The organism is Streptomyces sp. NPDC031670, assembly GCF_055580545.1.
Genome location: NZ_JBVILC010000016.1, coordinates 143098 through 164001, shown reverse-complemented (window position 1 = coordinate 164001; position 20904 = coordinate 143098). Strand labels below are relative to the sequence as shown.

Annotated in this window: 19 protein-coding genes; 5 read left to right on the top strand and 14 right to left on the bottom strand. The window is 72.2% G+C overall.

Annotated features, from left to right (window positions below; all coding sequences use genetic code 11):
• Positions 1-14: 14 nt before the first annotated feature.
• Both ACZ5ID_RS27185 and ACZ5ID_RS27180 read right to left on the bottom strand, forming a co-directional pair.
• Entirely contained in the window at positions 15-1604 is a 1590-nt protein-coding gene (locus ACZ5ID_RS27185; protein ID WP_468902946.1) for an FAD-binding oxidoreductase, read from the bottom strand.
• 215 nt (positions 1605-1819) lie between these two features.
• Positions 1820-1975, bottom strand: coding sequence for a hypothetical protein (locus tag ACZ5ID_RS27180; RefSeq protein WP_468902944.1), 156 nt, complete (start codon positions 1973-1975; stop codon positions 1820-1822).
• 109 nt (positions 1976-2084) lie between these two features.
• On the opposite strand from ACZ5ID_RS27180, the gene ACZ5ID_RS27175 reads away from it, so the two are divergent.
• Complete coding sequence (locus ACZ5ID_RS27175; protein WP_406555555.1) at positions 2085-2951, top strand: SCO4651 family lipoprotein; 867 nt, start codon at positions 2085-2087, stop codon at positions 2949-2951.
• Positions 2952-3085: 134 nt separating this feature from the next.
• Positions 3086-3259: a hypothetical protein gene (locus ACZ5ID_RS27170; RefSeq protein WP_468902942.1), complete on the top strand. Its 174-nt coding sequence runs from the start codon at positions 3086-3088 to the stop codon at positions 3257-3259.
• Positions 3260-3542: 283 nt separating this feature from the next.
• Here the strand turns inward: ACZ5ID_RS27170 and ACZ5ID_RS27165 are convergent, their stop codons facing one another.
• The gene (locus ACZ5ID_RS27165; RefSeq protein ID WP_468902940.1) at positions 3543-3881 is read right to left on the bottom strand and encodes a metal-sensitive transcriptional regulator; all 339 of its coding nucleotides are present in this window, start codon (positions 3879-3881) and stop codon (positions 3543-3545) included.
• 206 nt (positions 3882-4087) lie between these two features.
• Between ACZ5ID_RS27165 and ACZ5ID_RS27160 the strand changes: the two genes are divergently transcribed.
• On the top strand, positions 4088-4708 hold the full coding sequence (locus ACZ5ID_RS27160) for a DUF47 domain-containing protein (protein ID WP_067155188.1): 621 nt from the start codon (positions 4088-4090) through the stop codon (positions 4706-4708).
• Positions 4709-4713: 5 nt separating this feature from the next.
• Entirely contained in the window at positions 4714-5712 is a 999-nt protein-coding gene (locus ACZ5ID_RS27155) for an inorganic phosphate transporter (RefSeq protein WP_468902937.1), read from the top strand.
• A 193-nt stretch (positions 5713-5905) separates the two neighbouring features.
• Here ACZ5ID_RS27155 and pstB read toward each other — a convergent pair whose 3' ends face one another.
• The 8 genes from pstB to mshD form a co-directional block, all read right to left on the bottom strand.
• On the bottom strand, positions 5906-6682 hold the full coding sequence (gene pstB / locus ACZ5ID_RS27150; protein WP_467881613.1) for a phosphate ABC transporter ATP-binding protein PstB: 777 nt from the start codon (positions 6680-6682) through the stop codon (positions 5906-5908).
• Between the two features lie 29 nt (positions 6683-6711).
• Positions 6712-7788: a phosphate ABC transporter permease PstA gene (pstA, locus tag ACZ5ID_RS27145; RefSeq protein ID WP_468902934.1), complete on the bottom strand. Its 1077-nt coding sequence runs from the start codon at positions 7786-7788 to the stop codon at positions 6712-6714.
• Positions 7788-8783 (bottom strand): phosphate ABC transporter permease subunit PstC, encoded by a 996-nt coding sequence (gene pstC / locus ACZ5ID_RS27140; protein WP_406555550.1) that lies wholly within the window; start codon positions 8781-8783, stop codon positions 7788-7790. The genes pstA and pstC overlap by 1 nt, the downstream gene beginning before the upstream one ends.
• Before the next feature lie 143 nt (positions 8784-8926).
• A complete protein-coding gene (pstS, locus tag ACZ5ID_RS27135; protein ID WP_468902931.1) occupies positions 8927-10069 on the bottom strand; it encodes a phosphate ABC transporter substrate-binding protein PstS in 1143 nt (380 codons plus the stop codon).
• Between the two features lie 274 nt (positions 10070-10343).
• Complete coding sequence (locus ACZ5ID_RS27130; protein WP_468902929.1) at positions 10344-10766, bottom strand: NUDIX hydrolase; 423 nt, start codon at positions 10764-10766, stop codon at positions 10344-10346.
• The gene (locus ACZ5ID_RS27125; protein WP_468902927.1) at positions 10763-11767 is read right to left on the bottom strand and encodes a CHAD domain-containing protein; all 1005 of its coding nucleotides are present in this window, start codon (positions 11765-11767) and stop codon (positions 10763-10765) included. The genes ACZ5ID_RS27130 and ACZ5ID_RS27125 overlap by 4 nt, the downstream gene beginning before the upstream one ends.
• Complete coding sequence (locus tag ACZ5ID_RS27120; RefSeq protein ID WP_468902925.1) at positions 11754-14003, bottom strand: RNA degradosome polyphosphate kinase; 2250 nt, start codon at positions 14001-14003, stop codon at positions 11754-11756. Before ACZ5ID_RS27120 ends, ACZ5ID_RS27125 begins: the two co-directional genes overlap by 14 nt.
• A 294-nt stretch (positions 14004-14297) precedes the next feature.
• On the bottom strand, positions 14298-15236 hold the full coding sequence (mshD, locus tag ACZ5ID_RS27115) for a mycothiol synthase (protein WP_468902922.1): 939 nt from the start codon (positions 15234-15236) through the stop codon (positions 14298-14300).
• A gap of 213 nt (positions 15237-15449) precedes the next feature.
• Here mshD and ACZ5ID_RS27110 point away from each other — a divergent pair, with 213 nt between their 5' ends.
• Positions 15450-17297, top strand: coding sequence for a bifunctional metallophosphatase/5'-nucleotidase (locus ACZ5ID_RS27110; RefSeq protein ID WP_468902920.1), 1848 nt, complete (start codon positions 15450-15452; stop codon positions 17295-17297).
• Positions 17298-17346: 49 nt separating this feature from the next.
• Here ACZ5ID_RS27110 and ACZ5ID_RS27105 read toward each other — a convergent pair whose 3' ends face one another.
• From ACZ5ID_RS27105 to ACZ5ID_RS27095, 3 genes are all read right to left on the bottom strand, one after another.
• Complete coding sequence (locus tag ACZ5ID_RS27105; RefSeq protein ID WP_468902917.1) at positions 17347-18765, bottom strand: sensor histidine kinase; 1419 nt, start codon at positions 18763-18765, stop codon at positions 17347-17349.
• On the bottom strand, positions 18762-19496 hold the full coding sequence (locus ACZ5ID_RS27100; RefSeq protein ID WP_406555683.1) for a response regulator transcription factor: 735 nt from the start codon (positions 19494-19496) through the stop codon (positions 18762-18764). Before ACZ5ID_RS27100 ends, ACZ5ID_RS27105 begins: the two co-directional genes overlap by 4 nt.
• Before the next feature lie 81 nt (positions 19497-19577).
• Positions 19578-20666, bottom strand: a complete 1089-nt coding sequence (locus ACZ5ID_RS27095) for a S1C family serine protease (RefSeq protein ID WP_468902914.1) — start codon at positions 20664-20666, stop codon at positions 19578-19580.
• Positions 20667-20904: the final 238 nt, after the last annotated feature.

Genomic DNA, 20904 nt, shown 5'->3' with positions numbered 1-20904 from the left:
GGCGGCCGTGGGGCCTACAGCGCCTGCGGGAAGTCGAACAGGCGCGTCGGGTCGTACCGGCGCTTCAGCTCGGCCAGCCGGGGCGCGGCATCCCCGTAGTACGCCCTGCGCCAGTCCTTCAGTTCCGGGTCGGCGTAGTTCTGGTAGGCGGCCCCGTTGGCGTACCGGCTCAGTGCGTCATGGGTGGTATTCAGCCATGCCCGCTGGGGTGTTCCGGCGGCGTCCGGCCGCCAGGAGGCGATGTACTGCGCGAGCACCCGCGAGCGGCGGTGCACGAACGCCGTCGCCGTCGGGGAGACCCGGTTCAGCGCCCCGCCGAGCGCCGTGAGCGCCACGGTGCCCGAGCCGCCGCCCTGTGCCACCGCCACGCTCCCGAACGCCTCGGTCCGGGCGAGCAGGGCCCGTACGCCGTCGGCGGGGAGTGACCGGTCGAAGAAGGCGGAGCGGGCGGCGTACGTCTCGCGCTGGAGCGCGCCCCGCGGAGAGCGGCCCGGCGTGGCGCCCGGCAGTCGGCACTGCGCCTCGGAGAGGGCGGCGCAGCCGGCGTACGCGAGCATCGCGTCGGTGTAGCCGTGGCGGCGCAGCGAGACGGAGGCGGCGGGGGCGCCGACGCGGTCGGCGAGACGGTCCACGGCGTTCTGGAGATCGCCGTGGGAACCCAGCGAGAACGCGGAGACGGTGACCGTGGGCGCCGCGCCGGCCTTCGCGCCGCCCGCCGCCGCGGCGAGATGGGCGGCGGACCAGATCTCGTCGGGCTGGCCGGGGCCCCACTCCTGCCAGGCCTCGATCACCGCCCGCGCCTTCGTCCAGGGCCAGGTCAGATACGCGGTGACGGTCCGTGGGGCTTCGTGCGTACGGAAGGTGAGGCCGGTGACGACGCCGAAGTTGCCGTTGCCCGCGCCGCGCAGCGCCCAGTAGAGGTCGCTCTCGTGGTCGGCGTCTGCGGTGAGCGCTCGGCCGTCGGCGGTGATCAGGGTCGCGGAGGTGAGGCTGTCGCAGGTCGCGCCGTACGCGCGCGTGGCGACGCCGTGGCCGCCGCCGAGGGTGAGCCCGGTGACGCCGACGGTGGGGCAGGAGCCGCCGGGGATCGTCCGGCCCGTCCTGCCGAGGGCCAGGTAGACGTCGAGCAGCCGGGCGCCCGCGCCGACCGTGGCGGTCGAGCCGTCGGCCCGGACGTGGTTCAGCCTCGACGTGTCCAGCACGAGGCGGCCGGTGCCGGAGGACCACCCGGCGTAGGAGTGGCCGCCGCCGCGCAGGGCCACGGGGGTGCGGTGGGCGCGGGCGAAGGCCAGGCACTCCCGGACGTCGGCGTCGTTCGCCACGTACGCGACGGCGGCCGGACGCAGGCCGTCGAAGCGGGTGTTGTAGAGCTGGCGGGCGGTCGGGTACGTGGCGTCCCCGGGCCGCACCAGCGAGCCGGCGAGCGTGCGTGCGAGGGCGGTCCAGGCGGCCGGGGTCGCGCCGGAGGACGCGGGGGCCGCGGGGGTCGTGGGCGGCCGGGGTGAGGTGGAGGCCTCGCCGCGGGCGGCGCCGGGCGTGCAGGCGGACGCGGCGGCGAGGGCGGCCCCCGCGGCCCCGGCGGCGAGGAGGGTACGCCGGTCCATGCGAGGACGTCTTCCCGGACGGTCCGGCTCCGAACCTCCCCGGTTCCGCCCCCGCGTGGGGGCCGGTTCCGCTCCCCGTGAGGGGGCCGTTCCGCTCGCGCACCTCCGTTCCGCTCCCCGTGCGGGGGCCGTTCCGCTCGCGCGCGCGAGGACGCTTCTCGTGGCGCCGGGGCGGGGGCCGCGCCGTGGACCCCTCCGGCTCCGAACGGACCGGCCTACTCCGCCGACTCGTGCCGCTGCGCGTCCCCCCTCGCCTTGTCGCGGGAGCGGCGCGCGGGGCCGGTCCAGCCGCAGGTGCAGTGGGCGTGGGCGAAGCTGCCGCGTTCCGTCGTCGTGGTGCGGTGCTCAGGAGCTGAGGCTTGGTGGGGCACGCCGCCACGGTACCGAGCGGCGGGCGCGGGCGTGACCGGGGTGGGCACGCGGTCGTTAGACGGGGCGGGTGGTGCGGCGGATCGTGGAAGGCGCTTGGGGGTTGACGCGATGGCGATGCGGCGGCAGGGGCTTGGGGGCGCGGGCTTCGCCGGTGCCGTCGTGACCGGGGTGACGGCCGCCGCGGTGACCGCCGCGGGCGTGCTCGTCGCCGGCTGCGCGGCCGACGCCTCCTCGGGCGCCGACGGGCCGCAGGGGCGTCCGGCCGAGCCGGGCCAGGTGGTGGCCCGCGCGGCCGACGCGCTGGTGGCCGCCCGCAGCTCCAAGACCAGCACCTCCATGGAGATGGCCGCGGGCGGGACGCGCGTGACGATCCGCGGCGAGGGGGTGTACGACTTCGCGCGCCGCATGGGCCGGTTGAAGGTCGTCCTGCCCCGGGACGCGGCGGGCGCGGAGGAGCACCGCCCGATCACCGAACTGCTCGCGCCCGGCGCGCTCTACATGAAGAACCGGGGCGCGGGCGTCCCCGCCGACAAGTGGGTCCGGATCGACACGGCGACCCTCCCCGACGGCAACCTGGTCACCGGCGGGGTCACCGACCCGCTGGTCGCGGCCGAACTGCTGCGCGGCTCGGGCGCGGTGACGTTCGTCGGCGAGGAGGAGCTCGCGGGCGTCCGGGTCCGGCACTACCGGGGCACCGCCGACATCCCCCGCGCGGCGGGCGCGGCCGGGCCGCACGCGCGCGGATCGCTGGCGGCGGCGGCGAAGGGCTTCGGCCGGTCGAAGGGCGCGGTGCCCTTCGACGCGTACTTCGACGCCCAGGGCCTGCTCCGCAAGCTGCGCCAGCACTTCAGCTACGTCAACGAGGGGCGTACGGTCGCGGTCGCCTCGACCACGCTGCTGTACGGATTCGGGGTGCCCGCCGCCGTGAAGCTCCCGGCGGAGCGGGACATCTACGCCGGAAAGATCGAGTCGTAGGGGCCGGGGGGCGGTTGGGAATTCGGTCATGGGCGGTGGCGGAAATGGTCCGTCCGTGCCATGCGCGGTGTGTGTGCTCCTCCCTACGCTAGGAAGCCGACGACGGCAGAAAGAGGGGTAGAGGGGTGAGGTGCGTGGCCGGGCTTCGCAGTGCAACCGTCCAGGACCACGTGGCCCTCGTCGAGATCGAGCTGTGCGGTGAGCTGATGATCGCCGCCTCGGCCGCCGACGGGGAGCGGCTCAGTCCGGACCTGATCGACGAGGTGCTCAAGGTCGAGCCCCAGGCCCCCACGGGCGCGGGGGGCTGATTCCGGCCACACCCGCGGCCCCGGTGCACGTGACCGCCCCCGGCCGCCGCTTTTCAGCCAGGTGACCAGGTGGCCGGGCCACCGGGTGGCAAGTGACCGGGTGGCAGGTGACCCGGGCCGCCGGGTGGCCGGTACAGCCGCGGCGGCCGGACAGCCGGGGACAGTCGGTGCGGCCGGGACGACGACCGCCGCGGCCGGACAGCCGGGAGAGCCGGAGCGGCCGGAGTCGCTCGGTCGGGCCGGAAGAGCCCGCCGCGCCCCGGCGTTCGGCGCGGCCGACGGCTCAGGTGCGCAGCAGCCGGGCGATCGCCTTCGTGGCCTCTTCCACCTTCGCGTCGATCTCCCCGCCCCCCTTCACCGCGGCGTCCGCCACACAGTGCCGCAGGTGCTCCTCCAGGAGCTGGAGGGCGAAGGACTGGAGGGCCTTCGTGGACGCGGAGACCTGGGTGAGTATGTCGATGCAGTAGACGTCCTCGTCCACCAGGCGCTGGAGTCCGCGGACCTGGCCCTCGATGCGGCGCAGTCGCTTGAGGTGTTCTTCCTTCTGCTTGTGGTAACCGTGCACCGGGTGCGGCTGGTCCGTGAGGACGGTCTCCGGCTCGGCGGGCTCGGTGGTCGTCATCGCGTCCTCCCGTGGTGAGAAAAGGGGTGGGATACCCCTCGTGGGTATAGGGTAACGAACCCCGTGGAAGGGGGTGCGGATACGGGCCGGGGGTCCGTGCTGATCACTGTGCCTGATGGGCGACACTGAAGTACGCCGGTTAGCCGTGGCCGGATGATGCGCCTAGCATCAGCCTGACCGAATCCAGAGCACCCCGAGGACCCCACGTGCGCTTTCGTCTGACCCCCAGGGAGACGAGCTTCTACGACATGTTCTCCGCGTCCGCGGACAACATCGTCACGGGCTCGAAGCTCCTGATGGAACTGCTCGGAGCGGATTCCGCGTCCCGGGCCGAGATCGCGGAGCGGATGCGGGCAGCGGAGCACGCGGGTGACGACGCGACCCACGCGATCTTCCACCAGCTGAACTCCTCGTTCATCACGCCGTTCGACCGCGAGGACATCTACAACCTCGCGTCGTGCCTCGACGACATCATGGACTTCATGGAGGAGGCCGTCGACCTCGTCGTCCTCTACAACGTCGAGGAGCTGCCCAAGGGCGTCGAGCAGCAGATCGAGGTGCTGGCGCGGGCGGCCGAGCTGACCGCCGAGGCCATGCCGAACCTGCGGACGATGTCCAACCTCACCGAGTACTGGATCGAGGTCAACCGGCTGGAGAACCAGGCCGACCAGATCCACCGCAAGCTGCTCGCCCATCTCTTCAACGGCAAGTACGACGCCATTGAGGTGCTCAAGCTCAAGCAGATCGTGGACGTACTCGAAGAGGCGGCCGACGCCTTCGAGCACGTGGCGAACACGGTGGAGACCATCGCCGTCAAGGAGTCCTGAGCTTCGTGGACACCTTCGCACTGATCGTGACCATCGCGGTCGCGCTCGGATTCACGTACACGAACGGGTTCCACGACTCGGCGAACGCCATCGCGACCTCCGTCTCGACGCGGGCGCTGACCCCGCGGGCGGCGCTGGCCATGGCCGCCGTGATGAACCTCGCCGGTGCCTTCCTCGGCAGCGGGGTCGCCAAGACCGTCAGCGAGGGCCTGATCGCCACGCCCCAGGGCAACAAGGGGATGGGAATCCTCTTCGCCGCGCTGGTCGGGGCGATCATCTGGAACCTGGTGACCTGGTACTTCGGGCTGCCGTCCTCGTCCTCGCACGCACTGTTCGGCGGCATGGTCGGCGCGGCGCTCGCGGGCGGTACGACCGTCCACTGGCAGGGCGTGCTCGACAAGGTCGTCGTGCCGATGTTCATCTCACCGGTGATCGGCCTCGTCGTCGGCTACCTGGTGATGTGCGCGATCCTGTGGCTGTTCCGCAAGTCCAACCCGCACAAGGCCAAGCGGGGCTTCCGGATCGCGCAGACCGTCTCGGCGGCGGGCATGGCGCTGGGCCACGGCCTCCAGGACGCGCAGAAGACCATGGGCATCGTGGTGATGGCCCTGGTCATCGCGGATGTGCAGTCCGCGGGCGACGAGATCCCGATCTGGGTGAAGATCGCCTGTGCGGCGATGCTGTCGCTGGGGACGTACGCGGGCGGCTGGCGCATCATGCGGACGCTCGGGCGGAAGATCATCGAGCTTGATCCGCCGCAGGGGTTCGCCGCGGAGACCACGGGGGCCTCGATCATGTTCGGGTCGGCGTTCCTGTTCCACGCGCCGATCTCCACGACGCATGTCATCACGTCCGCGATCATGGGTGTGGGGGCGACGAAGCGGGTCAACGCCGTGCGGTGGGGTGTCGCGAAGAACATCATCCTCGGCTGGTTCATCACGATGCCGGCTGCCGCGATCGTCGCGGCGGCGAGCTATTACGTGGTGCGGGTCTTCTTCGGCTGAGCGCCGGGACTGTGACCCGGGGGCTCGGGGCTTTCGCCCCGGGCCCCTTTTGCCTGCGTGCCTGCTTGTCTGTCTCCCTGGCGGCCCGGCACGGTCCGCAGGGAAGGCAAAACGGGCCCGCCTCCTGGCACCAGGAGGCGGGCCCTTCGTCTTGCGGTGGCACCGCCATGCAGCACCGCAGACGGTCCTGGGGTTATCCGAAGCGGCCCGAGATGTAGTCCTCGGTCGCCTGCACGGACGGGTTGGAGAAGATCCGCTCGGTCTCGTCGAGCTCCACGAGACGGCCGGGCTGGCCGACGGCCGCCAGGTTGAAGAACGCCGTACGGTCCGAGACGCGCGCCGCCTGCTGCATGTTGTGCGTCACGATGACGATCGTGAAGCGCTCCTTCAGCTCGCCGATCAGGTCCTCGATCGCCAGGGTGGAGATCGGGTCCAGGGCCGAGCAGGGCTCGTCCATCAGCAGGACGTCCGGCTCGACCGCGATGGCCCTGGCTATGCACAGCCGCTGCTGCTGGCCGCCGGACAGGCCCGAGCCGGGCTTGTTGAGCCGGTCCTTGACCTCGTTCCAGAGGTTCGCGCCCCTGAGGGACTTCTCGACGACGTCCGCCAGCTGGTTCTTCTTGTACGAGCCGTTGAGACGCAGACCGGCCGCCACGTTGTCGAAGATCGACATGGTGGGGAACGGGTTCGGCCGCTGGAAGACCATGCCGACCGTGCGGCGCACCGCGACCGGGTCGACGTCCCTGCCGTACAGGTTCTCGTCGTCCAGGAGCACCTTGCCCTCGACGCGGCCACCGGGGGTGACCTCGTGCATCCGGTTCAGGGTGCGCAGGAAGGTGGACTTGCCGCAGCCGGACGGCCCGATGAAGGCGGTCACGGAGCGGGGCTCCACGGTCATCGAGATGTCCTCGATCGCCTTGTGGGAGCCGTAGTACGCGGTCAGGCCGCTGACGTCGATTCGCTTGGCCATCTGAATCACTGCTTCTTTCGTTGGTCGCGTCAGCGGCCGGTCTTCGGGGCCTTCCAGCGGGCGATGCCGCGGGCCACCAGATTGAGGATCATGACGAAGGCGATCAGGACCAGGGCGGCGGCCCAGGCGCGGTCGTACGACGCCTCGCTGCCCACCCGGTACTGCTCCCAGATGTAGAAGGGGAGCGAGGACTGGGCGCCGTCGAACGGGTTGGTGTTGATCAGCTGGCTGCCGAAGACGAGCAGCATGATCGGGGCGGTCTCACCGGCGATACGGGCGATGGCGAGCATGACGCCCGTGGTGATGCCGCCGATCGCGGTCGGCAGGACCACCTTCAGGATCGTGCGCCACTTCGGCACACCCAGGGCGAGGGAGGCCTCGCGCAGCTCGTTCGGGACGAGCTTGAGCATCTCCTCGGTGGAGCGGACCACGACCGGCATCATCAGGATCGCCAGCGCCAGCGAGCCCATGAAGCCGGACGGCTTCAGCTCGAACATCAGCATCAGGGTGAGGATGAACAGGCCCGCCACGATGGAGGGGATGCCGGTCATCACGTCGACGAAGAAGGTCACGGCCTTGGCGAGCGCCCCCTTGCCGTACTCCACCAGGTAGACCGCGGTCAGCAGGCCGAGCGGGGCGGAGATCAGGGTGGCGATACCGACCTGCTCCAGGGTGCCGACCAGCGCGTGGTAGACGCCGCCGCCCTTCTCGAAGCCGGGGACGCCGGCCATGGAGTGGGTGAGGAAGTCCCCGTCGAGGACCTTGGTGCCCCGGCTGACCGTCGTCCACAGCAGGGAGAGCAGGGGGATCAGGGCGAGGATGAAGCAGACCCAGACGAGCGAGGTGGCGACGCGGTCCTTGGCCTGGCGCTTGTTCTCGACGGCCGAGGTGACCCCGTACGAGATGAGCACGAACAGGAGCGCGGAGATCAGGCCCCACTGGACCTTGCTCTCCAGGCCGAAGGCGAGGCCGATGCCGCAGCCGAGCGCGATGCCCGCGGCGCCGAAGGCGGCCCCGGCCCAGCGGGGCAGGCCCCGGCGGCTCAGGCTGCCCTTGCGGGGCGCGGACGCGGCCGGGCGCGTGTCCTGGACAACTGCGTTGGACATCAGGCGTTCGCCCCCGAGTACTCCTTGCGGCGCGCGATGATCAGGCGGGCCGCGCCGTTGACCAGCAGGGTGAGGATGAAGAGCACCAGGCCGGAGGCGATCAGGGCGTCCCGGCCCAGCTCGTTGGCCTCGTCGAACTTCGCCGCGATGTTCTGGGCGAAGGTGCCGCCACCCGGGTTGAGGATGTGGGCGGAGAGCAGATAGCTGGGGGAGAGGACCGTGGCGACGGCCATCGTCTCGCCGAGCGCCCGCCCGAGGCCGAGCATCGAGGCGGAGATGACGCCGGAGCGGCCGAAGGGCAGCACCGACATCCGGATGACCTCCCAGCGGGTGGCGCCCAGCGCCAGGGCGGCCTCCTCGTTCATCCGCGGCACCTGGAGGAAGACCTCGCGGCTGACGCTGGTCACGATCGGCAGGATCATGATCGCGAGCAGGATGCCGACGGTGAAGAGCGAGCGGGCGACGCCGACCTCGGTCTTCTCGAAGACGTACGTCCAGCCGAGGTACTCGTCGAGCCAGGAGTTCAGGCCCTCCAGGTACGGGACCAGGAAGAGGGCGCCCCAGATGCCGTAGACGATCGAGGGGATCGCCGCGAGCAGGTCGACGACGTACGCGAGGGGCGCGGCCAGCTTGCGCGGGGCGTAGTGCGAGATGAACAGGGCGATGCCGACAGCGATCGGAACCGCGATGGCCATCGCGATGATCGAGCTGACGACGGTGCCGAAGAGCAGGACGGCGATGCCGAAGACCGGCTTCTCGGCGGCCGGGTTCCAGTCGAAGGTGGTGAGGAAGTTGCCCTCGTCCTTGGACAGGGCTATCGCGGCGCGCACGCTCAGGAAGAGGGCGATCGACGCCATCAGGGCGAGCAGCAGGATGCCGGAGCCCCGGGAGAGGCCGAGGAAGACCTTGTCGCCCGCGCGGCCGGTGGACTTGCGGCGCAGGGCGGGGGCCGGAGCCGCTGGTGGCGGCGGAGTGTTCGTGGTCAGGGAAGCCATCGATCTTTCCGGTCTGTGGGCGGGGACGGTGTGGGTCCCCTGGCGGCGGTGCACCGGATGGTGGGGGCGGGAGCCGGATCGGGGCCCCCGCCCCAGGGGCCTCGGGGCGGCGGCTCGGCGCGCGCCCCTCGGACCGACGGGTGTTACTGGAGACCCGCGACGGTCTCGCGGACCTTGGCGTTGATCTCGGCCGGGATCGGCGCGTAGCCGGCGTCGGAGAGGATCTTCTGGCCCTCGTCGCCCGAGGTGTAGGTCAGGAAGGACTTCACCGTGCCGAGGGAGTCGGCCTTGTTGCCCTTGTCGCAGGCGATCTCGTACGTGACGAGGACGACCGGGTAGGCGCCCTCGGCCTTGGTGGCGTAGTCCAGGCCCAGCGCCAGGTCCTTGCCGGTGCCCTTGATCTTGGCGGCGGCGATCGCCTTGGAGGCGTTCTCCGGGGTGGCCTTGACCGGGGCGGCGGCGCCCGTGTTGATGTCCACGGTCTTGATGGACTGCGAGGTGGCGTAGGAGAGCTCGAAGTAGCCGATCGCGCCGTCCGTCTGCTTGACCTGCGCGGCGACACCGGCGGAGCCGGACGCGGCCTGGCCGCCCGGGGCGGGCCACTTCTTCTCGGGGGCGTAGGTCCAGTCGGACTTGGCGGTGGCGCCGAGGTACTTGCCGAGGTTCTGGGTGGTGCCGGAGTCCTCGGAGCGGTGGAACGGCTGGATCGCCTTGTCCGGGAGCTTGGCGCCCGAGTTCAGCTTGGCGATGGCCTCGTCGTTCCACTTCTTGATGTCGCCCTTGAAGATCTTGGCGAGCGTCGGGGCGTCCAGCACCAGGCTGTCGACACCCTCCAGGTGGTAGCCGATCGCGATCGGGCCGCCGACCATCGGGAGGCTGATGCCCTGGCCGCCGGTGCAGATCTTCTTGGAGTTGGCGACCTCCTCCGGCTTGAGCGCGGAGTCGGAGCCGGCGAAGGCGACCGTGCCCTGGTTGAAGTTGATGATGCCCTCGCCGGAGGAGGAGCCCTTGTAGTTGATCTCCACACCCTTGCAGGCCGCCATGTAGTTCTTGACCCAGAGGTCCATGGCGTTCTTCTGCGCGGAGGAACCGGAGGCCAGCAGCTGGCCCTTGGCGCCGTCGCACTTGATGTTCGACGCGGCGCTCGTCTTGCCGCCGGTGCCGCCGGTGGCGCCCGAACCCTTGTCGTTGTCGTCGCTGCCGCACGCCGTGAGGGCCAGGGCGCTGGACACGGCGATGACGCCGAGGGCGGTGGCGCGGAGCCGGTTCTTGCGCTGAAGCTTCACTTTCGGGTGTTCCTTCCAGGAGCCGCCGGGGTCCGTCCGTTGTACGGCGGCGTGCGAAGAGGTGTCCGGTCGGGCGGGGTCGCCTCACACCGTGTAAGGCCGAAATTAGGCAGAACAGGTGAAGCCGCCGACGGAGGAGAGTGAACGGCAGGTGAACCGTGTCGGACAGTGCGGTGCCGACCGTTACCGGTTCGTGTTCGGCCGCCTCCCGGGGTGGGCGGCACCCGGCCGGAAAGCGCCCCGAGGGGCGGGGACGGGCCCGTACGGAACCCCTTCAGGACCGGTTCAGCGCGTCCAGCAGGGCGTCCACCAGGGCCCGGTCGCGGGGCTGGGTGAGCCGTTCGCGGGCCGCCGCCGGGGTCAGCCACAGCACCCGGTCGATCTCGTCGTTCGGCTGAAAACAGCCCTCGCCGGCCTCGGCGGCCCAGTAGTCGACCGCCTTGGGGCGGCCCTGGGGGTCGATGTAGTGCGCGGAGGGCAGCCGTGCGCCGGGCACGCAGCGGTGGCCGGTCTCCTCCCGGACCTCCCGGACCGCCCCCGCGAGCGGCTCCTCGTCCCGCTTGAGCTTGCCCTTGGGGTGCGACCAGTCGTCGTACTTCGGCCGGTGCACCAGGCAGATCTCCAGCCCGCCGGCCGCCCACGGCGAGCGGCGCCACAGCACACAGCCCGCCGCGAGCACCGTCCCCTCCCGGTTCACGGCGCGGCCACCTGCGCGCCCACCGCCGCCATCGGCTGCCAGACCTGCTGGAAGGCGAACCGGGCCGCCTCCACCTCGTGCCGCTGGTCGGCGTGGAGCACGCCCAGCGCGTAGGCGGTGGCCGGGGCGATCCTCGGGGTGCGGGCGGCTGCGGCGGCGGCTGCGGCGGCCTCCGAGGCGTCCCGGTGCCGGTCGAGCGCGAGCCCGGCCCGCAGCAGCCGTTCGTCGTCCTCGTACGGCGGGCCGGGGTGCAGCACCTCCTGGGCGTACCGGTGCAGCCGCAGCAGCCGCCGCACCTGGTGCCAGGGCGCGTCCTGGGCCTCGCCCAGACCCGCGAGCGCCTCCGCGTTGTACGGATGGGCCGCGCGGGCCAGCGGCAGCGCGGCCACCGCCTGGCCGAGCCGCTGCTCGGCGAGGCCGGCGGCGGACGGCAGCACCTCCACCGCGTACGCCGCCGCCGAGCCGGACAGCGGCACCTCGCTGGCGAGCAGCGCCACCGCGTCGGCCACCGCGTGGAACCGGGAGGAGCCCAGCGCCTGAAGCGCCGCCGAGTGCGCCCGGGTGCGGGCCAGCGTCAGCTGGCGGTCCAGCAGGGCCCCGGCCCGCGCCGCGCCCACCGCGGGCGCGCCCGTGGTCGTCTCGCCGCGCGGCGCCGGCACCTGGGGGGCGCCGGAGAGCCGCTGGAGGCCGTCGAGCAGCCGGGCGAGCCGGGCCGCGCAGGCGTGTTCCCCGGCCAGCGTGGCGGAGAGCCAGGACAGCTCCGTACGCAGCGCCTCGGCCCAGACCGGGTCGAGCAGTGGGCGGAAGGTGTGCAGGGTGGCGCCGATGCGGCGGGCGGCGCGGCGCAGCGCCCGCGCGGCCTCCTCGGCGCCGCCGCTGTCGGGTCCCGCCTCGCGGTGCAGCCGGAGCCCGCGCAGGAACTCCCCCGCCTGCGCGTGGAGATAGGGGGACAGGACGTCCCCGGCGGTCTGTGGTCCGGTGGTCGTGTCAGGGCGTGGCACGCCGGCGCCTCCGGGCGTCTATCAGCATCTCCTGTACATGGCGCAGGGGCTGTCCGTCGGCGTCGGTGGCGTGCCGGGTCCACTCGCCGTCCGGGCCCAGGTGCCAGGAGGTGGTGGTGTCCGACATACCGGTCTCCAGGAGCCGGGTGAGGGCGATGCGGTGGTGCGGGTCGGTGACCCGTACCAGTGCCTCGATGCGGCGGTCCAGGTTGCGGTGCATCATGTCGGCGCTGCCCAGCCACACTTCGGGCTCGCCGCCGTTGCCGAAGGCGAAGACCCGGGAGTGCTCCAGGAAGCGCCCCAGTATCGACCGCACCCGGATGTTCTCGGAGAGCCCGGCGACGCCGGGGCGGGCGGCGCAGATGCCGCGTACCCAGATGTCGACCGGCACACCGGCCTGCGAGGCCCGGTAGCAGGCGTCGATCACGGCCTCGTCGACCATCGAGTTGACCTTGATACGGACGTAGGCGGGGCGCCCGGCGCGGTGGTGGGCCGTCTCCTTGTTGATGCGCGAGACCAGGCCGTCGCGCAGGGACTTGGGCGCGACCAGCAGACGGCGGTAGGTCTCGCGGCGCGAGTAGCCCGACAGCCGGTTGAAGAGGTCCGAGAGGTCGGCGCCGACCTGCGGGTCGGCGGTGAGCAGCCCCAGGTCCTCGTAGAGCCGGGCCGTCTTGGGGTGGTAGTTGCCGGTGCCGACGTGCGAGTAGCGGCGCAGGATGTCGCCCTCCTGGCGCACCACCAGCGACAGCTTGCAGTGCGTCTTCAGACCGACCAGGCCGTACACCACATGGCAGCCCGACTCCTCCAGCTTGCGGGCCCATTTGATGTTGGCCTGCTCGTCGAAGCGCGCCTTGATCTCCACCAGGACGAGGACCTGCTTGCCGGACTCGGCGGCGTCTATCAGGGCGTCCACGATCGGCGAGTCGCCGGAGGTGCGGTAGAGCGTCTGCTTGATGGCGAGGACGTCCGGGTCGGCGGCGGCCTGCTCCAGGAACGCCTGCACCGAGGTGGAGAACGAGTCGTAGGGGTGGTGGAGGAGCACGTCCCGCTCGCGCAGCGCGGCGAAGATGTCCGGCGCGGAGGCCGACTCGACCTCGGCGAGGTCGCGGTGGGTGCCGGCCACGAACTTGGGGAACTTCAGCTCCGGCCGGTCGAGCGCCGCGATGCCGAAGAGCCCGGTGAGGTCGAGCGGGCCGGGCAGCGGATACACCTCGGCGTCGCTGATCTTCAGCTCGCGCACCAGCAGGTCCAGGACGTACGGATCGATGGACTCCTCGACCTCCAGGCGCACCGGCGGCCCGAAGCGGCGCCGCATGAGCTCCTTCTCCAGCGCCTGGAGGAGGTTCTCGGCGTCGTCCTCCTCCACCTCCAGGTCCTCGTTCCGGGTCACCCGGAACATGTGGTGGGCGAGGACCTCCATGCCGGGGAAGAGCTCTTCGAGGTGGGCCGCGATGACGTCCTCCAGCGGTACGTACCGCTGCGGCGAGGCCTCCAGGAACCGCGAGAGCAGCGGCGGCACCTTGACCCGGGCGAAGTGGCGGTGGCCGCTGACCGGGTTGCGCACGACGACCGCGAGGTTGAGCGAGAGCCCCGAGATGTACGGGAAGGGGTGCGCGGGGTCCACGGCCAGCGGGGTGAGGACCGGGAAGATCTGCTGGCGGAAGAGGGTGAAGAGCCGCGCCTGCTCCTTCTCGGTGAGGTCGGGCCAGCGGATGAGGTGGATGTTCTCGTCGGCGAGGGCCGGGGCCACGTCCTGCTGGTAGCAGGCGGCGTGCCGGGCCATGAGCTCGCGCGAGCGGGTCCAGATCAGGTCCAGGACCTCGCGGGGCTGGAGCCCGGAGGCGGACCGGGTGGCCACACCGGTGGCGATACGGCGCTTCAGGCCCGCCACCCGGACCATGAAGAACTCGTCCAGGTTGGAGGCGAAGATCGCCAGGAAGTTCGCCCGCTCCAGCAGGGGGGTCGCCGGGTCCTCGGCGAGCTCCAGGACGCGCTCGTTGAACGCGAGCCAGCTGCGCTCCCGGTCGAGGAAGCGCCCCGATGGCAGCTCGTCGCCGCCGGGCGCGTCCTCGCGGTCGCGCTCGTAGCCGTCGTACCCGTCGAGATCCGCGTCGATGTCCGGCTCCAGATCGGAGACGGCGGCGGCGAGGGTGTGCGGCCGGTGCGCGGCGATGGAACCGACCGACGGCTGGGAGGTGGGCTGGAGGCGGACCTCGGCGCTTGGCTGCTGGCTCATATATCCATTGTTCCGCGCTCGGCCGCTCTCAGGCGCGTCGGAGAGCAGGTCGGAGCGGGCAGGGGTGAGCGCCTTGGGGCGGGCGGCGGTCCCGTTCCGGGAGGGTGGCACCTCGGGCTGCATTGAGTGAGCGTCGCAAGCGTGTCTGAATACGCGGTAACGGGGACATGACATGAGGGAATCCGAGGCCTGACGCGGATGTCGGGCCCGGGCGCCCCCGCCGGCGGCCCGACCGGCCGGGCACGGCCGAAAGCCGGACCACGGCCCGTCCCTCGGCCCCCGGCGGGGCAGGGCTCAGGACTCCGTGCGGTACATCAGATCCACCTCGTGCGTGGTGAACCCCAGCCGCTCGTACACGGTGACCGCCGCCGTGTTGTCCGCGTCCACGTACAGCATCGCCGCCGGCAGCCCCTCCGCCGCGAGGTGCCGCAGCCCCGTCGCGGTGAGGGCCTTGCCCAGGCCCCCGCCCTGCGCGTCGGGCCGGATGCCGACCACGTACACCTCCCCGATCCTCTCCGCCGTGTGCACCTTCGTCCAGTGGAAGCCCACGATCCGGCCCTCGCGCTCGGCCAGGAAGAAGCCCTTCGGGTCGAACCAGGGCTCCGCCTTGCGGTCGTCGAGGTCGCGCTGGGTGAGCGCGCCCTGCTCGGGGTGGTGGGAGAAGGCCGCAGCGTTCACGGCCAGCCACTGGGCGTCGTCCTCCCCGGAGACGAAGGTCCGTACGCTCACGCCCGGCGGGTACACCGGCTCCGCGATGTCGGCCGGGCCCAACGGCCGCCGCATCTGGCGCAGTTCGCGGAACAGGGTGAGGCCCAGGACCTGGGCGAGGTGGCGGGCGGCGGAGTGCCCGCCGTGCGCCCACACCCGCAGCCGCTTGCCGGAGGCGCCGAGCAGCGCCGAGCCGAGCGCCCGGCCGTGGCCGCGCCCCCGGTGGGCGGGGTGGATGACGAGTTCGGCGGCGGGCGCCTCGACGGGGTCGGTGTCCTCCAGCTGCGCGTACCCGATCAGCTCGGACCCCTGCGCCGAGGTGACCGTGAGCAGGAAGTGGCGGATCCCGGGCCGCCGGCCGCCCCGCAGCTGGAGCCGGCCCTGCTCGGACACGGCCTGCTGCCCGTCGGTCCGGGCGGCCTCGGCGAGCAGCGCGAGGACCTCCTGGGCCTGGGAGTGGGTGAGCTCGTCGAGGGTCCGGATCTCACGTCCGGAGGGGCCGGGCACGGCGGGGTCGGTCGTCATGGGTACGAGCCTACGGCGACCGGGGGCAAAACCTGACGTACCGACAAACGGCAACCATCCCGTAACCGCATCCCCCTGTCGCGCTACGCGCGTTGACCCTAGGCTTCCGCTCGCGGCGGCCCGGCCACCGGGTTTCGGCCACCGCGCGACCGGCCCGCAGCCTCGGGCGCACACCACGCTCCACCACCACCAGCTGAATCGTTTAGGGGAGAGATGACAGCGACACCCCGGAAGCACCACGGCGGCCGTGCGGGCCGCCGGGTCCTGGCGGCAGCCGCCGGCCTCACCACACTCGGCGCGCTCATCGCCGCGATGCCCGCCGCCGACGCCCACGACAGGGGCCACGGCCACGGGCACCCGAAGCCCGCGCGGACGGTGGACGTCCAGCTCCTCTCCTTCAACGACCTGCACGGCAACCTGGAGCCGCCGGCCGGCTCGGCCGGGGCCGTCAACGAGAAGCAGCCGGACGGGACCGTGAAGTCCATACCGGCCGGCGGCGCCGAGTACCTGGCGTCCTCGCTGCGCACCGCGCGCAAGGGCCACCCGTACTCGATCACCGCCGCGGGCGGCGACATGATCGGCGCCAGCCCACTGCTCTCCGGCCTCTTCCACGACGAGCCGACCATCGAGGCGCTCAACAGGATCGGCCTCGATGTGACGGCCGTGGGCAACCACGAGTTCGACGAGGGCGCGGTCGAGCTGGCCCGGATGCAGAACGGCGGCTGCCACCCGGTCGAGGGCTGCTACGAGAAGGGCAAGAAGTTCCGGGGCGCCGACTTCCCGTATCTGGCCGCCAATGTGACCAGCGAGAAGACCGGCAGGCCGATCCTGAAGCCGTACACGGTCTGGAAGAGGAACGGCGTCAAGATCGGCTTCATCGGCGTGACCCTGGAGGGCACCCCGGACGTCGTGACCGCCTCCGGCGTCAAGGGCCTGAAGTTCCACGACGAGATCGAGACGATCAACAAGTACGCCAAGGAGCTCGACCGGCAGGGCGTGAAGTCCATCGTGGCGCTGGTCCACGAGGGCGGGATGCCGACGACCAACGCGTACAACTACGACTGCGACTCGGCCGGTCCCGGCAGCGGTCTCTCCGGCCCGATCGTGGACATCGCCAAGGGCGTCACGCCCAAGGTGGACGCGCTGATCACCGGCCACACCCACCAGGCGTACACCTGCACGATCCCCGACCCGGCGGGCAACCCGCGCATGGTCACCTCGGCGGCCTCCTACGGCAAGCTCTTCACCGAGACCACGCTCACCTACGACAAGCGGACCAAGGACATCGTCCGGACCGCCGTGAAGTCGCCGAAGTCGGTGAACCGCGTTGTCCGCCGCGACCAGCCCAAGGCGCAGGACATCACCGACCTGATCGCCCGCTGGAACAAGCTGGCCGCCCCGATCGCGGGCCGCCCGCAGGGCTACATCTCCGCCGACATCAACGGCCGGGGCTCCGAGGCGCCCGAGAAGCCCCTCGGCGACCTGATCGCGGACGCGCAGCTCGCCGGGCTCTCCCCGGCCGACAAGGGCGGCGCCCAGCTCGCCCTCATGAACCCGGGCGGTATCCGCTCCGACCTCGTCTACAAGGCGAGCGGCGGCGAGGGCGACGGGGTGGTCACCTACGGCGAGGCGTTCACCGTCCAGCCGTTCACCAACATGATGAACGTGGTCGACCTGACCGGCGCCCAGATCATCCAGGGCCTCCAGCAGCAGGTCAGCGGCGGTAACGCGGCGACGCCGAAGATCCTCCAGGTGTCGAAGGGCTTCAGCTACACGCTCGACATGACCAAGGCGGGCGCGGACCGCGTCCTGGTCGACACCGTCAAGCTGAACGGGGTCGCCCTCGACCCGGCGAAGACCTACCGCGTCGCCATGAACGAGTTCCTCGCGGGCGGCGGCGACGGCTTCACCGCCCTCGGCCAGGGCAAGAACAAGCTGGTCGGCGCCTCCGACCTGGATGTCCTCGACGCCTACCTGGCCGCGAACTCCTCGGCCTCCGCGCCGCTCGCGCCCCCGGCCGGCGGCCGGATCACGGTCGTGGGCAAGGTGGCGGGCGAGTAAGCCCTCCGTTGTAGGCGAAGGGGCGCCGGGATCTTCCCGGCGCCCCTTCTCACACCCCCGGGGCGGCGGGCGGCGGGGTGGGGGCGCCCGGCAGGCGGACCGTGGCCACCGTGCCGGTGCCGCCGTCCGCCGCCGCGCCGAGCGTGATCGTGCCGCCGGCGTGCTGGACCGTACGGGCCACGATGGACAGCCCGAGCCCCGAACCCGGCAGCGAGCGGGCCGAGGGCGAGCGCCAGAACCGCTCGAAGACGTGCGGGAGTTCATCGGCGGGGATGCCGGGGCCCTGGTCGCGCACGGTCAGGGCGCCCCGGTCGAGGGTGACCTCGACGGTGCCGCGCGGGGGGCTGAACTTCACCGCGTTGTCCAGCACGTTGACGATCGCCCGCTCCAGGGCCGCCGGCTCCGCCCGTACGTACCAGGGCGCGAGCTCCGCCTTGAACTCCAGCTCGGGGCCGCGCAGCCGGGCCCGCTCCAGGGCGACCCGCGCGATGTCGTGGAAGGCGACGACCTCCAGCGGCCCCGCGCGGACCGCGTCCGGCCGGGACAGCTCCTGGAGGTCCCCGATCAGCGCGGCGAGCTCGGTCATCTGCGCCTTGACGGAGGCCATCAGCGCCTTGCGGTCGGCGGCCGGGATGGCCCGGCCGGTCTCCTCGCTCCGCGCCAGCAGCTCGATGTTGGTCCGCAGCGAGGTGAGCGGGGTGCGCAGCTCGTGCCCCGCGTCCGCGATCAGCTGCGACTGCCGGTCGCGCGAGGAGGCGAGGGCGGCGGTCATCGCGTTGAACGACCGCGAGAGCCGGGCGATCTCGTCCTCGCCCTCCACCGGGATACGGACGGTGAGGTCCTCGGTGCGGGCCACGTGCTCGACGGTGTCGGTCAGCCGGTCCACGGGACGCAGGCCCGTACGCGCGACCCACAGCCCGGCGGCGCCGCCCGCCACGACCCCGGCCCCGGCGAGCCCCGTCAGGAGAAGCGCCAGCCGGTTGAGCGAGGAGTCGATCTCGGTGAGCGGCCGGGAGAGGGACACGGTGACCCCCCGGCCCGCGATCTGCTGGCGCTGGGTGTGCACACGGACGTCCACTCCGCCGTCGGTGACGGAGGTGTGCAGGGCGTCGAGCCGGTGGCCCCGCGCCACGGCCACGTCCTGGGCGCCGACCCGCACCGGCGGCGACTCGGGGGCCGCGCAGCGGGTGCCGTCGATCAGGACGACCTGGATGTAGGCGAACCCGGACCGCTCGTCGTCGGGCACGGTCGCCGGGGCCCCGCAGGAGGCGAGCGCGGCCTGCACCAGCGTGGGCGGGGCGCTGGTGTTGCGCAGCGTGTTGTCCAGCTCCTCGCCGAGCTGGGCCCGGGTCAGCAGCCAGCACGCCACCGACACGGCCGCGACCGCGACCGCCACGGCCGTCGCCACCAGCAGCGCGAGCCGCGACCGCAGCGGCATCGCCCGGTACCGCCGGACGACTCCGTTCACTCCGCGCCGCCCGAGCGCAGGGCGTACCCCACCCCGCGCACGGTGTGGACCACGCGCGGCTCGCCGCCCGCCTCGGTCTTGCGGCGCAGGTACATGACGTACACGTCGAGGGAGTTGGACGACGGCTCGAAGTCGAAGCCCCAGACCGCCTTGAGGATCTGCTCACGGGTGAGGACCTGGCGGGGGTGGGCCAGGAACATCTCCAGGAGCGTGAACTCCGTACGGGTCAGCTCCACCACCCGCTCGCCCCGGGTCACCTCCCGGGTCGCCAGGTCCATGCGCAGGTCGCCGAAAGCCAGGACGTTGTCGTCGGGCTGCTCGCCGCCCGCCTGTCCGGCGTACGAACTGCGGCGCAGCAGGGCGCGGATACGGGCGAACAGCTCGTCCAGCTCGAACGGCTTGACCAGGTAGTCGTCCGCGCCCGCGTCGAGGCCGGTGACGCGGTCGCCGACGGTGTCGCGCGCGGTGAGCATCAGCACGGGGGTGGTGGACCCGGCGCCGCGCAGCCGCCGGGCGGCGGTCAGCCCGTCCATCCGGGGCATCTGGATGTCGAGGACGATCAGATCGGGCCGGTACGCCTCCGCCTTGGCCAGCGCGTCCAGTCCGTCGACGGCGACCTCCGTCCCGTACCCCTCGAAGGCGAGGCTGCGCTGGAGCGCCTCTCGGACGGCGGGCTCGTCGTCGACGATCAGGATGCGCTGGGTGTCGTCCTCGGCGGCTGCGGGGCTCATCGGTCTGGGGTCTTCCTCGGGGTTCGAATCGGGGCGGGCGCTGTCCAGCGTCGCATGCCGGGCCTGCGCCGGTGGTGAGGATCAGCTGTCGCTGTACCCGCCACCGCTGCTGTCGCCCCCACCGCTGCTATCGCTGCTGTCGCCGCCGCTGCCGCCGGCGCGGAGGGAGGCGAGGTCGGCCTTGACGGTGTTGACGGGGATGGCGAACCCGAGCCCGATGCTCCCCGCCGAGGAGGAGGACTGGGCGCCCGTGGAACTGGGGCTGTACATCGCGGAGTTGATGCCGACGATGTTGCCGTTCATGTCGATCAGGGCGCCGCCGGAGTTGCCCGGGTTGAGCGAGGCGTCGGTCTGGATGGCCTTGTACGTGGTCTTGGACGAGCCGGTGTCACCGTTGAACTGCTGCCCGCCGAACTCGAAGGGCCAGCCGCCGCGCTGCCGCCCCTGCCCCTGGTCCTGTCCCTGGCCCTGCCCCTGCTCCTTGGCGACGGTGACGTCACGGTTGAGGGCGGAGATGATGCCGCTGGTGACGGTGCCGGTCAGGCCCTCGGGGGAGCCGATGGCGACGACCTGGTCACCGACCCGGAGGTGGTCGGAGTTGCCGAGACTCGCGGGCTTGAGGCCGCTCGCCCCGCGCACCTTGATGAGCGCGAGGTCCTTGTCGGGGTCGGTCCCGACGACGCTCGCGGGGTACGTCTTGCCGTCGCTGGTCCGCACCTTGACCTGGTCGGCGCCCGCGATGACGTGGTTGTTCGTGACGATCTCGCCGCCGGAGGTGATGATCACGCCCGAGCCGGTGGACTCGCCGGAGGTGGAGGTAGCGCTGATCTCCACGATGCTGGGCGAGACGGCCTGGGCGACGCCGGAGACGGTCCCGGCGGTGCTCCTGGAGGCGTTCGTGCCCGGAACGCCGGGCGCGCTGGCGCTGGTGCCGTCACCGGCCCACCGCTCCACGAGCGTGGCGGTCCCCCCGCCCACGGCCGCGGCGGCGATCGCGACGGCCGCGAGAAGCCCTACGGAGCGGCGGGCGCGGCGGGGGGCGGGAGTGCCGTCCCCGGCCGCCGGCTCGTACGGGGGCGGCGGGGGGTAGCCCCCGAGCCCCTGCGGAGAGGGGTGCGGCGGCTGCGGCTGCGACTGCGTCTGCTTCGGCTGCTGCTCGGGGAAGGTCATGTGCATTACCTTCGCGGGGCTGGATGAGAGCTGTCTGAGGACGGGGTGAGAAGCCCGGCAGAAGCGCGTTTGCCCCATATAAAGTCCCCCCGCACCCCTCGTCCGGCCAGGGGTTCGTCTGCGGCCCGGTGGGTGGCTGGCCGCGCAGTTCCCCGCGCCCCTTTTTCGGCCCGGGGTTCGTCTGCGGCCCGGTGGTGGGCTGGCCGCGCAGTTCCCCGCGCCCCTTTGGGCCCGGGCT

Coding starts and splice junctions, on each gene's coding strand:
- ACZ5ID_RS27185 (WP_468902946.1), bottom strand. CDS start 1,604: ATGGACCGGCGTACCCTCCTCGCCGCCGGGGCCGCGGGGGCCGCCCTC.
- ACZ5ID_RS27095 (WP_468902914.1), bottom strand. CDS start 20,666: ATGACCTTCCCCGAGCAGCAGCCGAAGCAGACGCAGTCGCAGCCGCAG.
- ACZ5ID_RS27165 (WP_468902940.1), bottom strand. CDS start 3,881: ATGACGACCACCGAGCCCGCCGAGCCGGAGACCGTCCTCACGGACCAG.
- ACZ5ID_RS27175 (WP_406555555.1), top strand. CDS start 2,085: ATGGCGATGCGGCGGCAGGGGCTTGGGGGCGCGGGCTTCGCCGGTGCC.
- ACZ5ID_RS27100 (WP_406555683.1), bottom strand. CDS start 19,496: ATGAGCCCCGCAGCCGCCGAGGACGACACCCAGCGCATCCTGATCGTC.
- pstA (WP_468902934.1), bottom strand. CDS start 7,788: ATGTCCAACGCAGTTGTCCAGGACACGCGCCCGGCCGCGTCCGCGCCC.
- mshD (WP_468902922.1), bottom strand. CDS start 15,236: ATGACGACCGACCCCGCCGTGCCCGGCCCCTCCGGACGTGAGATCCGG.
- ACZ5ID_RS27120 (WP_468902925.1), bottom strand. CDS start 14,003: ATGAGCCAGCAGCCAAGCGCCGAGGTCCGCCTCCAGCCCACCTCCCAG.
- pstB (WP_467881613.1), bottom strand. CDS start 6,682: ATGGCCAAGCGAATCGACGTCAGCGGCCTGACCGCGTACTACGGCTCC.
- ACZ5ID_RS27110 (WP_468902920.1), top strand. CDS start 15,450: ATGACAGCGACACCCCGGAAGCACCACGGCGGCCGTGCGGGCCGCCGG.
- pstC (WP_406555550.1), bottom strand. CDS start 8,783: ATGGCTTCCCTGACCACGAACACTCCGCCGCCACCAGCGGCTCCGGCC.